14 protein-coding genes are annotated in these 15,491 nt (G+C 71.4%); 9 read left to right on the top strand and 5 right to left on the bottom strand.

Annotated elements, in window-relative coordinates:
- Window positions 1-146: 146 nt before the first annotated feature.
- Genes pdhA through ABXJ56_RS14475 form a run of 3 tightly spaced genes read left to right on the top strand, consistent with a single transcriptional unit; the run spans window position 147 to window position 3,660 of the window.
- A complete protein-coding gene (gene pdhA / locus ABXJ56_RS14485; protein ID WP_435405007.1) occupies window positions 147-1,274 on the top strand; it encodes a pyruvate dehydrogenase (acetyl-transferring) E1 component subunit alpha in 1,128 nt (375 codons plus the stop codon).
- Window positions 1,271-2,284, top strand: coding sequence for an alpha-ketoacid dehydrogenase subunit beta (locus tag ABXJ56_RS14480; RefSeq protein ID WP_354000423.1), 1,014 nt, complete (start codon window positions 1,271-1,273; stop codon window positions 2,282-2,284). Before pdhA ends, ABXJ56_RS14480 begins: the two co-directional genes overlap by 4 nt.
- Window positions 2,281-3,660 (top strand): dihydrolipoamide acetyltransferase family protein, encoded by a 1,380-nt coding sequence (locus tag ABXJ56_RS14475; RefSeq protein ID WP_354000422.1) that lies wholly within the window; start codon window positions 2,281-2,283, stop codon window positions 3,658-3,660. Before ABXJ56_RS14480 ends, ABXJ56_RS14475 begins: the two co-directional genes overlap by 4 nt.
- 4 nt (window positions 3,661-3,664) lie before the next feature.
- On the opposite strand, the gene ABXJ56_RS14470 is transcribed toward ABXJ56_RS14475, so the two are convergent.
- The gene (locus ABXJ56_RS14470; RefSeq protein ID WP_354000421.1) at window positions 3,665-5,446 is read right to left on the bottom strand and encodes an alkaline phosphatase family protein; all 1,782 of its coding nucleotides are present in this window, start codon (window positions 5,444-5,446) and stop codon (window positions 3,665-3,667) included.
- Window positions 5,447-5,459: 13 nt separating this feature from the next.
- Window positions 5,460-6,074: an SACE_7040 family transcriptional regulator gene (locus tag ABXJ56_RS14465; RefSeq protein WP_354000420.1), complete on the bottom strand. Its 615-nt coding sequence runs from the start codon at window positions 6,072-6,074 to the stop codon at window positions 5,460-5,462.
- Window positions 6,075-6,178: 104 nt separating this feature from the next.
- On the opposite strand from ABXJ56_RS14465, the gene ABXJ56_RS14460 reads away from it, so the two are divergent.
- Genes ABXJ56_RS14460 through ABXJ56_RS14440 form a run of 5 tightly spaced genes read left to right on the top strand, consistent with a single transcriptional unit; the run spans window position 6,179 to window position 12,276 of the window.
- On the top strand, window positions 6,179-7,783 hold the full coding sequence (locus tag ABXJ56_RS14460) for a carboxyl transferase domain-containing protein (protein WP_354000419.1): 1,605 nt from the start codon (window positions 6,179-6,181) through the stop codon (window positions 7,781-7,783).
- Between the two features lie 5 nt (window positions 7,784-7,788).
- On the top strand, window positions 7,789-9,744 hold the full coding sequence (locus ABXJ56_RS14455) for an acetyl/propionyl/methylcrotonyl-CoA carboxylase subunit alpha (protein WP_354000418.1): 1,956 nt from the start codon (window positions 7,789-7,791) through the stop codon (window positions 9,742-9,744).
- Window positions 9,745-9,759: 15 nt separating this feature from the next.
- On the top strand, window positions 9,760-10,926 hold the full coding sequence (locus ABXJ56_RS14450) for an acyl-CoA dehydrogenase family protein (protein WP_354000417.1): 1,167 nt from the start codon (window positions 9,760-9,762) through the stop codon (window positions 10,924-10,926).
- Between the two features lie 19 nt (window positions 10,927-10,945).
- Complete coding sequence (locus tag ABXJ56_RS14445) at window positions 10,946-11,455, top strand: MaoC family dehydratase (RefSeq protein WP_354000416.1); 510 nt, start codon at window positions 10,946-10,948, stop codon at window positions 11,453-11,455.
- Complete coding sequence (locus ABXJ56_RS14440; protein WP_354000415.1) at window positions 11,452-12,276, top strand: HpcH/HpaI aldolase/citrate lyase family protein; 825 nt, start codon at window positions 11,452-11,454, stop codon at window positions 12,274-12,276. The genes ABXJ56_RS14445 and ABXJ56_RS14440 overlap by 4 nt, the downstream gene beginning before the upstream one ends.
- On the opposite strand, the gene ABXJ56_RS14435 is transcribed toward ABXJ56_RS14440, so the two are convergent.
- Window positions 12,261-12,854 carry a histidine phosphatase family protein gene (locus ABXJ56_RS14435; RefSeq protein ID WP_354000414.1) on the bottom strand — a complete coding sequence of 198 codons (594 nt, stop codon included), beginning with the start codon at window positions 12,852-12,854 and terminating at the stop codon, window positions 12,261-12,263. The two genes, ABXJ56_RS14440 and ABXJ56_RS14435, sit on opposite strands and share 16 nt — an antisense overlap.
- Window positions 12,855-12,875: 21 nt before the next feature.
- Complete coding sequence (locus tag ABXJ56_RS14430) at window positions 12,876-13,730, bottom strand: Sir2 family NAD-dependent protein deacetylase (RefSeq protein ID WP_435405006.1); 855 nt, start codon at window positions 13,728-13,730, stop codon at window positions 12,876-12,878.
- 74 nt (window positions 13,731-13,804) lie between these two features.
- Between ABXJ56_RS14430 and ABXJ56_RS14425 the strand changes: the two genes are divergently transcribed.
- Window positions 13,805-14,614, top strand: coding sequence for a TrmH family RNA methyltransferase (locus tag ABXJ56_RS14425; RefSeq protein WP_354000413.1), 810 nt, complete (start codon window positions 13,805-13,807; stop codon window positions 14,612-14,614).
- Here ABXJ56_RS14425 and ABXJ56_RS14420 read toward each other — a convergent pair.
- A complete protein-coding gene (locus ABXJ56_RS14420; RefSeq protein WP_354000412.1) occupies window positions 14,583-15,440 on the bottom strand; it encodes an SGNH/GDSL hydrolase family protein in 858 nt (285 codons plus the stop codon). The two genes, ABXJ56_RS14425 and ABXJ56_RS14420, sit on opposite strands and share 32 nt — an antisense overlap.
- Window positions 15,441-15,491 lie beyond the last annotated feature (51 nt).

Genomic DNA, 15,491 nt, shown 5'->3' with positions numbered 1-15,491 from the left:
TCGCCGACCCTGTGTGAGGCATGATGCTCAATCGGATGCCGAATGCTTGAGCGTCGTGACGTCTGGACGTAGCGTGGCGGTGACCGGCGACGACGCCGGCCGACGCCACTGCGGGACGACTCACGAGGACGTCCCGCCGAGGAGGGATGACGATGACGCACACCCTGAACCCCACGGCCGAGATCGCGACCGACATCGATGATGTCGCGCGGCTGATCGGCCCCGACGGCACCCGCGTGGCGGACCCCGAGCTGGAGCGCTGGATCGCGGATGTCGACGCCGAGACCCTGCGCGGTCTCTATCGCGACATGGTCCTCGTCCGCCGTATCGACACCGAAGGCGTCGCGCTGCAGCGCCAGGGGCAGCTCGGTCTGTGGGCCCCGTGCCGCGGTCAGGAGGCGGCGCAGGTCGGCACCGCGCGCGCCCTCCGCGCGGACGACTTCGTCTTCCCGAGCTATCGCGAGGTGGGCGTCCACCATGTGCGCGGGGCGGTGCCCGAGGACTTCGTCCTGGCCTGGCGCGGCGTCACCCACTCCGCGAACGACCCGTACCGGACCAACACCGCCACCTCGCAGATCATCATCGGCGCACAGGCGCTGCACGCGGTCGGCTACGCGATGGGCATACAGCGCGACGGCGAAGACCAGGTCGCCGTCGCCTACTTCGGGGACGGAGCGACGAGCCAGGGTGATGTCAACGAGGCGATGGTCTTCGCCTCGTCCTTCGCGGCGCCGGTGGTCTTCGTCTGCTCGAACAATCAGTGGGCGATCTCGGAGCCCGTCTCGGTGCAGGCCGCGTTCCCCATCGCGGGTCGTGCGCCCGGCTTCGGCATCCCCAGCCTTCGCGTTGACGGCAACGATGTGCTGGCGTGCCTCGCGGCGATGCGGTGGGCCACGCATCGTGCGCGGACCGGGCAGGGGCCGGCGTACATCGAGGCCGTGACCTACCGCATGGGTCCGCACACCACTTCCGACGATCCCACCCGGTATCGTGACGAGGCGGAGGTCGAACGCTGGCGGCGCCGCGATCCGATCGCCCGGCTCGAGACTCTGCTGCGCGCGGAGGGGGAGCTGGACGACGCTGTCCTCCGATCCATCGCCGCAGACGCGGACAGCCTCGGCGCGGCGGTGCGCGCCGCCACGCTCGCAGCCCGCACGCCCGAGCCGATGGAGGTGTTCGACCACGTCTACGCCGAGCCGCACACCGGCCTCGACGAACAGCGCGGATGGTTCGCCGCCTATCTCGACGGCTTCGCGGGGGAGGAAGGGGAATGACCCAGCTCACGATGGCGAAGGCGATCACGGCGGGGCTCCGCCGCGCGATGGCCGATGATCCGAAAGTCCTCGTGATGGGCGAGGATGTCGGATCCCTCGGTGGCGTGTTCCGCGTCACCGACGGACTCCAGGCCGAGTTCGGCGCGCAGCGGGTGATCGACACTCCGCTGGCGGAAGCGGGGATCATGGGCACCGCGGTCGGGCTGGCGTTCCGGGGTTTCCGTCCCGTCGTGGAGATCCAGTTCGACGGCTTCGTCTATCCCGCGTTCGATCAGATCGTCTGCCAGGTCGCGAAGCTGCACTACCGCACCCGGGGAGCCGTCCGGATGCCGATCACGATCCGCATCCCGTGGGCCGGCGGCGTCGGCGCGGCCGAGCACCACTCGGAGTCGCCGGAGGCGTACTTCGTGCACACATCGGGACTGCGCGTGGTGGCCGTGTCCGATCCGCAGGACGCCTACGTGTCGCTGCGACAGGCGATCGCCTCCGATGATCCGGTCGTCTACTTCGAACCCAAGCGCCTCTATCACCTGAAAGGCGACGTCGACCTCTCGGCGGACCTGGCGGATGTCGCGCCGCTCGGGCTCGCCCGCGTCGTGCGAGAGGGGCGCGATGTCACGCTGCTCGCCTACGGTGCGATGGTGCGCACGGCGCTGGATGCCGCGGAGGCAGCGGAAGCGGAGGGGATCTCGATCGAGGTGATCGACCTGCGCTCGCTGTCCCCGGTGGATTACCGCACGCTCGACGCGTCGGTGCGCAAGACCGGCCGCGTGGTCATCGCGCACGAGGCCGCACGCGAGGCGGGTGTCGGCGCCGAAGTGATCGCGAGTCTCACCGAACGGTGCTTCCACTACCTCGAAGCGCCGCCCGTGCGCGTCACCGGACACGACATCCCCTACCCGCCGGCCAAGCTCGAGAAGCACCACATCCCCGATCTCGATCGGATCCTCGACGGCGTGGACCGCGTGCTGGACCGCCCGAACAGCCGGTCGGAGGTGGTGGGGTCATGATCGAGCGCTTCCTGCTGCCCGACCTCGGGGAAGGACTCCCCGAGGCGGAGATCGTCCAGTGGCTCGTCGAGGAGGGGGACGCGGTCGCCCTGAATCAGACGATCGCCGAGGTGGAGACCGCCAAGGCCATCGTGGAGATCCCCTCACCGCATGCCGGGGTGGTCCGCACGCTCCACGCCGCGGCCGGAGACGTCGTCGACGTCGGCGCGCCGCTCATATCGTTCGACGTCGACGTCGACGTCGACGTGGACGTCGAGGAGAGGGTCGAGGCCCCGATCGCCGCCCCCGCCGCGGCATCCGACGACGAGGAGTCCGGCCCCAACCTGGTGGGCTACGGCGCGGCCGCACGTCGCTCCGGGCCGCCCCGGCGTCGTCCCCGCACCCACGCGGGGCGGACGCGCGCGGTCGACACCGCCGTCCTCGAAGCGGCGCCCCACGATGCCCGGCCCCGCCCCGTACCGGCCGACGAGCCGGGGCGGGAGCGTCCCCGGTCGACGCCGCCGGTGCGCGCGCTGGCGAAACAGCTGGGGGTGGATCTCGCGCTCGTCGAGGCGTCCGGCGTCGCCGGCGTGATCACCCGCGGCGACGTCGAGGCGTACGCGACGGCGACGGCGCCGGCACGCACCGCCGAGGCGCAGCCTTCCGCACCGTCACCCGCCGACGGGGGCGTCGATGCGCGGACGACGCGCATCCCGATCCGGGGCGTGCGCAAGCACACCGCCGAGGCGATGGTGCGAAGCGCCTTCACCGCGCCGCACGTCACGACGTTCCTCACCGTCGATGTGACCGAGACGATGGATCTCCTCACCCGACTGCGGGAGGAGCGCGAGTATCGCGAGGAGAGGATCGGCATCCTCGCCGTCGTGGCGAAGGCGGTGTGCCTCGCCCTTCAGCGCCACCCGGAGCTGAATGCGCGGTGGGATCAGGATGCCGGCGAGATCGTGCAACACCACTACGTCAATCTGGGCATCGCCGCTGCGACGCCCCGGGGACTTCTGGTGCCGCACATCGCGGATGCCGACCGGATGTCGGCCGTCGCGCTGTCGCGGGCGATCCGCGACCTCGCCGACACCGCGCGTGCCGGACGCACGGCGCCTGGCGCGTTGGCGGGCGGGACCTTCTCGATCACCAACGTCGGTGTGTTCGGGATCGACGCCGGCACCCCGATCCTCAATCCGGGAGAGGCGGGCATCCTCGCCCTCGGCGCCGTGCAGCCTCGGCCGTGGGAGCATCGGGGAGCAGTCGCGCTCCGTCAGGTGACGACGCTGGCGCTGTCTTTCGATCACCGACTGGTCGACGGAGAGCAGGGTGCCCGGTTCCTCGCGTTCGTCGGAGAGCTCCTGCGCGATCCCGCACGAGCGCTACTGCTCGGCTGACGGGTCAGCGGATCTTCGGATAGAAGAGCCCGAGCCCGTGCGTGCGCAGGGTGTTGTACGCCTCCGCGTACGTCTCGGGTTCGGGCGTGCCGGGCGCATAGCGCGAAAGGAGGAGTCCGAGCAGGCCCCGGCCGGGGTTGCTGATCGGCTTGTGCCGGTGCTTGCCCTCGGCGAGGTCCTCGAAGTCGTCCTCGTGCGGGTTCGCCGGCACGTACATGGGGTGGACGCGAGGCCACTGCTGCGCGGGTCGCGGGGTGTCGAGATTCACGACGCCGAACAGGTCGTTCGCCTCGGCGTCGCGTCGGGTGAGGGGCTTGAGTCCGTGCAGGCGCGAGAGGGTGGCGATGACGGCGCCGTGGTGCATCTCGTCGTGCACGATCGTGCCCGCCCGCGTATACGCCGACACGGCGATCGCCGGGACGCGGCATCCCAGCCGGTCGAACGCGAACCCCATCTCTCCCGGCTCCGCATCGGCGACCGGGGGAGTGGCGGCGGGGGGCGGGACGTGGTCGTACGTGCCGCCGTGCTCGTCGAAGGTGATGAGCAGGAGCGTGTTCATGGCGTTCGAGCCGCCCGGGGTCGCGCTGGTGCGGATCGCGTCGTAGATGTCGGCGACGAGCTTCTCGCCGGCGCGCACGTCGGAGACCGCCGAGTCCACGACCTCCTCGCCGTCCACCTCGCTGGCACGGAGCACGCCGAACGGCGGGTGGAAGTCGTTGTGGTTGTACACCAGCCGGGGCTCGATGAAGGCGTAGGCGGGCAACGTCCCCGCCTTCGCCTCGGCGTAGAACTCGTCCATGTGGCCGAAGCGGTTCGTCCGCCAGAACTGCTGGAGCACCGGTGCGTGCATGATGCCGGTGAGCGACACCAGCTGCTGCTCGTCGAAGTAGATCTTCCACGAGATCCCCGCCTCTTCCAGGCGATTGAAGATGGTCGGGGTCGGCTCCGCCTCGAGCCACTTCTCGTAGCCGCCGCCGTGCTTGTTCGACACGTACCCGTGCGAGGTGGAGGCGTGGAAGAAGGACCGGTTGCAGTACGTCTGAGACGGAACAGCGGCGAACCACGCGTCGAAGACGGCGAACTCCCGTGCGAGCTCGGACAGGACGGGCAGCTGCTGCGGCGAGAAGCCGCCCATGATGTGGCGGATCTCTCCCGGCTCGGGGTCGGCGCCGCCCCGCAGCTCGCGGACGTTGTTCTCGTAGTCGCGGACGAATCCGGACATCGTGGGCGCAGTCCCGGGGGGAGGGGCGTTGAACGGCGCGGTCATCGCCCCGACGCCCACGGTGGCGTTCCCTGCCGGCTCCACGCGATCGAACAGCTGTGTGTTGACGTGGGGGAACTCCTCGCCGGGGTCGGGGTTCGGGCGGCCCATCAGCTCGTCGGTCGGCCCGTCGTACACGTGCGCGGGGATGCGCTCGCCGGTCGAATCGACGTTGGCGTAGTCGCCGAAGGCGAGACCGTCGAAGCGCTCGCCGGCGGGGAGGGTGTCGGGGGTGTAGAGCCAGCCGAGCATGTTGTCGAAGGAGCGGTTCTCGCCCATGAGCACCACGACATGATCGAAGCCGGGGGCGCTGCGCGGCGGGACGGCGCCGAAGTCGACCGAGCCCTCCTCGTAGCCGATGCGGTGGCCGATGCTCGCACCGACGGCGGCGCCGCCGCCTCCGGCGACGACCACGCCGGCCGCGGCGATCCCGCCGAGGGTGAGGAAGTCGCGTCGGGAGGTCGTCGTGTCCTCGGAGCGGGGAGTCGACGGGTCGGAGGGGGGCGTCGCGCGCGGCTTTCTCATGATCAGAAGCCGATTATGACACTTCGGCCTCGTCCACGCCCAGGGCCGCGAGGGCCATGCCCGTCAGGAGCCGCCGCACCGCCGCATCCGACGGTCTGCCGGCCCGTCTGCGGACGCTGTGCGGGGTCGAGTTGATGAGGCCGAAGCACGCGTAGGCGCGTGTGCGGAGCTCTTCGGGGTCCGCGTCCGGAGCATCCGCGGCGAGCGCGCCGACCCACAGCTCGGCGTACTCGCGCTGGAGTCGCCGCACGGTTCGGCGATCCGCGTCGCCGAGGCTCGCCAGATCGCGATCCTGCACGCGGATGACGTCGCTGTCGGCGAGGGCGAAGTCCACGTGGAAAGCGACCAGGCCGCGCAGCTGCTCGCGGGGGTCGGTGTGTGCGGCGACCACGGCGGAGCCGCCGGCGAGGAGGCGCTCGCTCACCGCGGTGAGGAGCGCGCCGAGGAGGGCCTGCTTGCCGGCGAAGTGCCGGTAGACGGCCGGTCCGCTGACACCGACCGCGGCGCCGATGTCTTCGAGACTGACCCCGTGGAAGCCCCGCTCGGCAAACAGGCGCGCCGCCTCCCGCAGCAGCGCGTCGTGTCGATCGGCCTTGGCCCGTCCGCGTTCCGTGGGGGGTCTTGTCATCTCAGTTAATCCTCGCTAACCTAAGATTCGGTTAACGAACACTAACCAAATCGGTCGAGTCCTGGCAACGGATGTGACCGGATCGTGACGTCGACGGAGATGACATGGGTGTCTTGCAGAGTGCGGTCGAGCGGGACGACGCGTTCGCGCAGGCCCACGACGCGCAGGCGGAACTCGCCGCGTCGCTGCGCGAGCGGCTCGCGGCGATCTCCCGCGGCGGACCGGAGGCCGCGAGGGAGCGCCATCGCTCGCGCGGCAAGCTGCTGCCTCGGGAGCGGGTGGACCGGCTTCTCGACGAGGGGAGCCCGTTCCTCGAGGTGGCGCCGCTCGCGGCGGAGGGGATGTACGACGGGCAGGCGCCCGGCGCCGGCGTGATCGCCGGGATCGGCCTCGTCCACGGACGTCACGTGATGGTGGTCTGCAACGACGCGACCGTGAAGGGCGGGACGTACTTCCCGCTCACCGTCAAGAAGCACCTGCGCGCCCAGGAGATCGCGGCCGAGAACGCGCTGCCGTGCGTGTACCTCGTCGACTCCGGTGGCGCCTTCCTCCCGCAACAGGACGAGGTCTTCCCGGACCGCGATCACTTCGGGCGCATCTTCTTCCAGCAGGCGCGGATGTCGGCGGCCGGCGTCCCGCAGATCGCCGCGGTGCTCGGCTCGTGCACGGCCGGCGGTGCGTACGTGCCCGCGATGAGCGACGAGACGGTGATCGTGCGCGGACAGGGCACCATCTTCCTCGGCGGGCCACCGCTGGTGAAGGCCGCGATCGGCGAGGACATCACGGCGGAGGACCTCGGCGGCGGCGAACTCCACGCCCGGCGATCCGGTGTCGTGGACCATCTCGCGGAGAACGACGAGCACGCCCTCGAGATCGTGCGGGACATCGTCGCGACCCTCCCGCCTCCGGCATCCCCCGCCTGGGAGGTCGTGCCGAGTCGTCCTCCGGTCGCCGATCCCGACGAGCTCTACGGAGTGGTGCCGGTCGACGTCAACCAGCCCTACGACGTCCGCCACGTCATCGCGCGGCTGGTGGACGGGAGCGACTTCCACGAGTTCAAGAGGTCGTACGGCGAGACCCTCGTCACCGGCTTCGCGCGCCTGCACGGTCATCCCGTCGGAATCGTTGCGAACAACGGCGTGCTCTTCAGCGAGTCGGCGCAGAAGGGCGCGCACTTCATCGAGCTCTGCGACCAGCGCGGCATCCCGCTGCTGTTCCTCCAGAACATCTCCGGGTTCATGGTGGGGCGCGATGCCGAGGCCGGAGGGATCGCCAAAGACGGCGCGAAGATGGTGACCGCGGTGGCCACGACCCGCGTCCCGAAGCTCACCGTGATCATCGGGGGATCCTTCGGCGCGGGCAACTACGCCATGTGCGGGCGCGCGTACGGTCCGCGGTTCCTCTGGAGCTGGCCGGGGAGCCGGATCTCGGTGATGGGGGGTGCGCAGGCCGCCTCCGTCCTCGCCACGGTGAAGGCCGACCAGATGGCCGCCCGCGGTGAGACGTTCGACTCCGCGGCACGGGGCGCGTTCGAGAAGCCCATCCGGGAGCAGTACGAACGCCAGGGGGATCCGGTCTACGCCAGTGCGCGGCTGTGGGACGACGGCATCATCGACCCGAAGGACACCCGTGACGTCCTCGGACTCGCCCTCGACGTCGTGTCCCGGACGCCTCTGTCCGAGCCGCGCTTCGGTCTGTTCCGGATGTGATCCCCATGACGACCCCGCTCTTCCCCACCGTCCTCGTCGCCAACCGCGGCGAGATCGCCCGGCGGATCATCCGCACGCTCCGTCGTCTCGGCATCCGTTCGGTCGCGGTGTACAGCGACGCGGATGCCGGTGCCCCGCACGTGCGGGACGCCGACCACGCGGTGCGGATCGGCCCGGCCCGCGCGGCCGAGTCGTATCTGTCCATCCCCGCCCTGATCGAGGCGGCCCACCTGGCCGGGGCGCGGGCCGTCCATCCCGGCTACGGGTTCCTCTCCGAGAACGTCGACTTCGCGCGCGCCTGCGACCGCGCGGGTCTCGTGTTCATCGGCCCCGGCATCCGCGCGCTCGAGGTGATGGGCGACAAGATCCGCGCCAAAGAGCACGTGGCCGCGCACGGGGTGCCGGTCGTGCCGGGATTCAGCGCGACCGGCAAGGACGACGCGGCGCTCGCCGCCGCCGCCCTCGAGGTCGGGTTCCCGCTCCTGGTGAAGCCCTCCGCCGGTGGTGGGGGGAAGGGCATGCAGATCGTCCGTGCGCTCGACGAATGGACACCTGCACTGGGGACGGCCCGCCGAGTGGCGCGGTCCGCCTTCGGGGACGACACGCTGCTCGTGGAACGGCTCATCGAGCGGCCGCGCCACATCGAGGTGCAGATCCTCGCCGACGGCGCCGGCAACGTCATCCATCTCGGCGAGCGCGAATGCACGCTGCAGCGTCGGCATCAGAAGGTGATCGAGGAGGCGCCGTCCGCCATCGTCGACGCCGCGGCGCGAGAGGCACTCGGGCGGGCGGCATGCGCCGCCGCCGCGTCCGTCGATTACCGCGGGGCGGGGACGGTGGAGTTCCTCGTCTCGGGGGATCGGGCGGATGACTTCTTCTTCATCGAGATGAACACCCGGCTGCAGGTCGAGCACCCGGTCACCGAGCTCGTGACGGGCGTCGACCTCGTCGAGCAGCAGATCCGCATCGCGGCGGGGGAGCAGCTCGTCCTGCGCCAGTCGGATGTCGAGATCCGCGGCCACGCGATCGAGGCACGCGTGTACGCGGAGACCCCCGCGCGCGGCTTCCTGCCCGCGACGGGCGACGTGCTGCTGTGGCGACCCGCGCCGGACGTTCGAACCGACGCGGCGGTGGAGACGGGATCGGTCGTCACCTCCGACTACGACCCCATGATCGCGAAGGTGATCGCGGGAGGCGACGACCGCGAGGGGGCGCTCGCGGCCCTCGATGCGGCGCTCGCCGCGACGATCGTCCTCGGAGTCGACACGAACATCGCGTTCCTGCGCTCCCTGCTGTCGGACCAGGACGTGCGGTCCGGTCGGGTCGACACGGCATGGATCGATCGTCTCCCGACGCCGACGCCGCCGGCGATGTCGCCCGAGATCCTCCGCGCGGGCGCGCGTGCGCTCGTCGGCGACGACGGCGGGCGCGAGCGGGACCCCGCACGCGCGTCGGAGCTGTGGCGATCGGGGTCGGGCTGGCGCGCGGGGGGAACGCGTCCGTCGCGCACCGCGACGTTCCGCAGTGACGACGACGTCATCCACGCCGTGACGCTCGGCGAGCCGGACGGGGAGACGGACCCCGGCGTCGGGCCCGTGGTCATCGGTCCCGACGGCGCCGTGTGGGTGCACACGCACTCCGGGGCCCGGCGCCTGCGTCCGCTCACACGTCGCGAGGTGACCCTCGCCCGCGTCCCGCTCGCCGCCGGGAGCGCGAGCGGCGCCGCCCCCGAGGTGCGTGCGCCGATGCCCGGAGCCGTCACCGCCGTGCACGCGTCCGACGGTGATCCGGTACAGGCGGGCGACCGCCTCATCACGATCGAGGCCATGAAGATGGAGCACCCCGTCCTCGCGCCGCACGCGGGCACGGTGCGCCTGAGGGTCGCCGCCGGAGACCAGGTGCGTCGAGACCAGATCATCGCCGTCGTCCGAAGCGCTCACGAGGCGCCCGGCGACCACTGAGGAACCAGGAGAACCATGTCCACGCCCACTCTGACCGACCACTCCCTGACCGACGAGGAGCGCGAGCTCGCCGGCATGCTCCGATCCTTCGCCGACGACGTCGTCGCGCCACGGTCGTACGAGGCCGATCGCACGCGTACGCTCCCGCTGGACGTCGTGGCGCAGATGGGGGAGCTCGGGCTGTTCGGTCTGCCGTTCCCCGAGGAGGTCGGCGGGCAGGGGGGTGACTACTTCTCGCTCTGCCTGGCCGTGGAGGCGCTGGGTCGCGTCGATCAGTCGATGGCGATCACGCTCGAGGCCGCGGTGAGCCTCGGAGCCATGCCGATCTTCCGCTTCGGCTCCGCCGGCCAGCGGGAGCGATGGCTGCCCGACCTCGTCGCCGGCCGTGCGCTCGCCGGATTCGGGCTGACCGAACCCGAGGCGGGGTCGGATGCCGGCGCGACGCGCACGACCGCGCGCGAGGACGACGGCACCTGGGTCGTCAACGGCACGAAGCAGTTCATCACCAACTCCGGCACGGACATCACGCGGTTCGTGACGGTCACGGCGGTCACGGGCGAGCGTGACGGGAGGAAGGAGATCTCCACGATCATCGTCCCCTCGGGCACTCCGGGCTTCCACGTCCTCCCGGCCTACGACAAGGTCGGCTGGCATGCCTCGGACACGCACCCGCTCGCCTTCGACGACGTGCGCGTCCCCGAGGACCACCTCCTCGGCGAACGCGGGCGGGGGTTCGCCGCGTTCCTGCACATCCTCGACGAGGGGCGCATCGCCATCGCCGCGCTCGCGACCGGCGCCGCCGAGGGCTGCCTGGAGGCCGCGGTCGACTACGCGCGGTCCCGGAACGTCTTCGGATCGCCGCTGTCGGGCCGGCAGAGCATGCAGTTCCTCCTCGCACGGATGCAGCTGCGCGTACACAACGCCCGGCTGGCGTGGCACCACGCGGCGCGTCTGCGCGACGCGGGGCGGCCGTTCAAGACCGAAGCCGCGATCGCGAAGCTGACCGCGAGCGACGCCGCCATGGACAACGCCCGCGACGCGACGCAGGTCTTCGGCGGGAACGGCTTCATGAACGAGTTCGCCGTGGCCCGTCACTACCGTGACTCCAAGATCCTCGAGATCGGCGAGGGCACGACCGAGGTGCAGCTCCTCGTCATCGCCCGCTCGCTCGGCCTGGTGTGAGCCCGGTAGCGTGAGCGGGATGGAGCCGATCGTCGAGCGCGGACGCTATGTCGAGGAACTGCCCGTCGGCGCGGTGTTCCTCCACCGGCCCGGTCGCACGGCGACCGAGGCCGACAACGTCCTGTTCTCGTCGCTGACGATGAACACGCAGGCCCTGCATCTCGACGCCGCCTTCGCGGCCACACAGCCGTTCGGCAGACCCCTGATGAACTCGATGTGGACGCTGTCCACCATGGTCGGGGCCTCGGTCGCCCAGATCACCCAGGGCACTCTGGTCGCGCAGCTCGGACTCTCCGACGTGACCTTCCCCGCGCCGCTGTTCGCGGGCGACACGCTGTACTGCGAGACCCGGGTCGTCGACAGCCGCCTCTCGTCATCACGGCCCGGACAGGGGGTGGTGACCCTCGCGCACGTCGGACGCAACCAGGATCATGACGTCGTCGCGACCGCGACACGCGTCGCGCTCCTGTGGTGCCGCCCGACCGGGGCAGGCGCGAACCCCACGCCCATCCCGAAGGAGACACCATGACCTTCACCCTCGGCCCCGCGCTCCTGTTCTGCCCCGCCGACCGTCCGGACCGCTTCGGCACCGCGCTCGCCCGCGCGGACGCGGTCATCCTCGACCTCGAGGACGCGGTGGCGGCCGGTTCGAAGGCGGATGCCCGCGGCGCGCTCATCGAGACCGACGTCGACCCGGACCGCGTGATCGTCCGGGTCAACCCGCTCGGAACGGCGGACCACGTCGCGGACATGGCGACCCTGTCCCAGACCGACTTCCGCCGCGTCATGGTCGCGAAAGCGGAGTCGCCCAAGAGATTGGCGAAGATCGACCCCCGGTTCCGCATCATCGCCCTGTGCGAGACGGCGCGTGGGGTCGCCCGGGCGGAGCGTATCGCCGAGGTGCCGCGCGTCGAAGCGCTGATGTGGGGTGCGGAGGACCTCGTCGCCTCCCTCGGGGGGACCTCGAGCAGGAAGCCGAACGGGCGCTACCGCGACATCGCACGGTACGCCCGGTCTCGCGTGCTGATGGCCGCGGGGGCGGCGGGGATCGCCGCCGTCGACGCGGTGCATCTCGACATCGGCGACACCAAGGGTCTCGCCCGAGAGGCGGCGGATGCCGCGGCCTCCGGATTCAGCGCCACCGCGTGCATCCACCCGTCGCAGGCACCCGTGATCCGCGAGGCCTACCGGCCGGACGCGGCGACCCTGCGATGGGCGCGCGGCGTCCTCACCGCCGCCGTCGGGAGCGGCGGCGTGTTCGCGTTCGAGGGGCGCATGGTCGACGAGCCGGTGCTGCGGCACGCCCGCGCGGTTCTGGCCCGTGGGGGCGGTGCTCAGGCGCCGGCGTAGGAGAGCAGACTGAGCCTCTCGCGCTCGTACCGCAGCTCGTAGGCGGAGGCGTTGGGCAGGCGCTGCCCCGGCGGGGGGAACGCACCGGCCGTGGCGTGGCGCAGCAGTTCCCGGATGAGCGCCCCGTGGCTGACGACGATGAGGGAAGCCGACGCGGGCGCCGTGTCGCGCCGGACGTCCGCCACCGCCTCCGCGAGCCCGCCGAGTGCCCGCGCGCGCAGCGTCGGCCATGGCTCGGCGTCGGGGATCTCGGCGGTGTGCCAGTCGCCGAACCTCCGGAAGAACTCCGCGGTCTCCAACCCTTCGGCCTCGCCGTAGGCGCGTTCGCGGAGGGCGGGATACACGCGGGGAGCCTCGAGTTCGAGGACGTCGGCGATGATCTCCGCGGTCTCGCGCGCCCGGGACAGATCGCTCGACACGACGCGCGTGGGCGCGTCGGGGCTCATCGCGAGGGCGTGGGCCGCCTCGCGGGCCTGAGCGCGTCCGGTGTCGTTGAGGGGGATGTCGGTGGAGCCCTGGATGCGGAGATCCCGGTTCCAGTCCGTCTGGCCGTGCCGGATCATCGTCAGGTGCGTCACGGAACGAGCCTACGGGGTCGGTCAGGAGGGCAGCGCCGGGAGGGCGTCGGCGAGTGCGCCGAGCACCTCACTCGTCCCGCCGTCGATCTTCACGGTGGCCTTCGTGTCGGCCCGGGTGGCTCCGCGGTTCACGATGACCACCGGCATCCGGCGCCGTCGCGCTCGCTCCAGCAGACGGATGCCGGAGTTCACGACGAGCGACGAGCCGGCGATCAGGAGGGCCTGGCTGGTGAGTACGAGCTGCTCCGCCTCGCGGAACTTCTCCGCGGGGATGTACTCGCCGAAGAAGACGACGTCCGGCTTCAGCATCCCCGCGCACACGGTGCACACCGGAATGCGGAAGCCCTCGGTGCTCTCGGGGAGGACGTCGCCGTCGGGGCCGAGCGCGACGTTCTCCGGCACGCGGATCCAGGGGTTCTCCTCCTCGACGCGGGCAGCGAGGTCCCGACGGTCGAAGACCTGTCCGCAGTGCACGCAGAACACCCGGCGCATCGTCCCGTGCAGCTCGACCACCCGTCGGCTCCCTGCCCGCACGTGCAGTCCGTCCACATTCTGGGTGACGACCCCGGTGAGCAGCCCTCGCGCTTCGAGGGCGGCGAGGGCCACGTGACCGGCGTTGGGGGCCGCGGCGGCGAAGGCGTTCCACCCGAGGTGGGAGCCGACCCAGTAGCGGCGACGGGCGCCGTCACTGGCGAGGAACTGCTCGACGGTCATCGGAGTGCGCACCGGCGCGCCCTGCCCGCGGTAATCCGGTATGCCGGAGTCGGTGGACACGCCCGCGCCGGTGAGCACGGCGATGCGTCGCCCGGCCAGCACCGAGGTCGCCGCCTCGATGGCGGCCTGCGTCTGCGGATCCCCGCCGGTCAGCGTCGTCACGCGCACCCCTTCCGAGTCTCGAGTGTAGGACGCCGGCTTTTCCGGCGCGTTACGTGAGGTGCCAGAGTGGACGGATGCCGATCCTCCGCGTCACGGACCCCGCCGATCCGCGCCTGCGCGACTACCGCGATCTCACCGATGTCGCGTTGCGTCGGGTCCGGGAACCCGAGGAGGGGCTGTACATCGCCGAGTCGGCCAAGGTGATCGCGCGGGCCATCGCAGCCGGTCATCGTCCGAGGTCCGTCCTCGTCCAGCAGAAGTGGCTCCTCGAGGTCGAGGCGCTGCTCGTCGACGCGCCCGAGGTGCCCATCCTCCTGGTCGAGGATGCCGTGGCCGAAGCCGTGACGGGATACGCGGTGCACCGTGGCGCCCTGGCCGCGGTGGAGCGTCCGGCGCCGGTCGACCCCCGCGCGCTCCTGTCACGCGCGCGCCGCGTGGTCGTGCTGGAGGACATCGTCGACCACACCAACGTGGGGGCCATCTTCCGCTCCGCGGCGGGGCTCGGCGCGGACGCCGTCCTGGTCAGCGCACGATGTGCCGACCCGCTGTATCGGCGGAGCGTGCGGGTCAGCATGGGCACCGTGTTCCAGGTGCCGTGGGCACGTATGCCGGAGTGGGATCAGGCGCGCGAGATGTTCCGCGAGGCGGGATTCACCCTCGCGGCCCTCGCGCTGCGCCAGGATGCGGTCGCGCTGGACGACTTCGCCGCGGCGGCGCCGGAGCGCGTCGCGGTCGCCTTCGGGGCAGAGGGGGACGGCCTGTCGTCGGCGGCGCTCGCTGCGGCGGACGCGATCGTGCGCATCCCCATGGCGGGGGGCGTGGACTCCCTCAACGTCGCGGCCGCGAGCGCCGTCACCCTCTGGGCTCTGCGCCCTCGTCCGTGATCGACTCCGAGGAGCGGATCACGGGCATCGCCTCGGGGCGCTTGGCGTGGATCGTGTCGCCGGAGGACTGCTGACGCAGCCGCCGGAGCACCCACGGGACGAGATGCGTGCGCGCCCACACGAGATCGTTCTGCCGAGCGGCCCGCCACGTCCGAGACGGCAGCGGATCCGGCTGCATCGGGGCGAGGTCGTTCGGCACGTTCAGCGCCCGCAGGACCATCCGCGCCACCTCATGGTGGCCGAGAGTGTTCAGGTGCAGCCTGTCGTCGTCGAAGAAGCGCATGTCCTGCACCTCCTTCAGCGCCCACTGATCGGCCACGATGCAGTCGTACTTGTCGGCGATCGCGCGGATGTTCTCGTTGTAGATGGCCACCCGTCCTCGGATGCCGCGGAAGACGGGCGTGAACCGGGTGTCGATGCCGGTGAACACCACGACGGTCGCGCCGTTGCTGCTCAGCCGCACCACCGCGTCCTCGAACAGCTCGGCGACCGCGTCGGGGTCCGCGCCGGGACGGATCACGTCGTTCCCGCCCGCGGAGAAGGTCACGAGGTCCGGCGTGAGGGCCAGAGCCGGCTCGACCTGCTCGGCCACGATCTGACCGATGAGGCGCCCGCGCACGGCGAGATTGGCGTAGGCGAAGTCGTCGACTTGAGAGCCCAGCACCTCCGCGACGCGATCGGCCCATCCGCGGAGTCCGTTGGGGAGGGAGGGCTCGGGGTCGCCCACGCCCTCCGTGAACGAGTCGCCGAGGGCGACGTAGCGCCGCCAGGGATGCGCGCCCGGATCGGACGTGTACGGGGCGGGCGTCTCGGCGGTGTCCGGCATGGCTCTCCTCGCGGTTCGTGACCGCTCCCCAGGGTAGCCCGGGTGTCCGCC

Origin of the sequence: Microbacterium aurantiacum (assembly GCF_040532595.1) — a bacterium.
Taxonomy (GTDB): domain Bacteria; phylum Actinomycetota; class Actinomycetes; order Actinomycetales; family Microbacteriaceae; genus Microbacterium; species Microbacterium chocolatum_B.
This window is presented reverse-complemented; position numbering and strand designations above follow the sequence as displayed.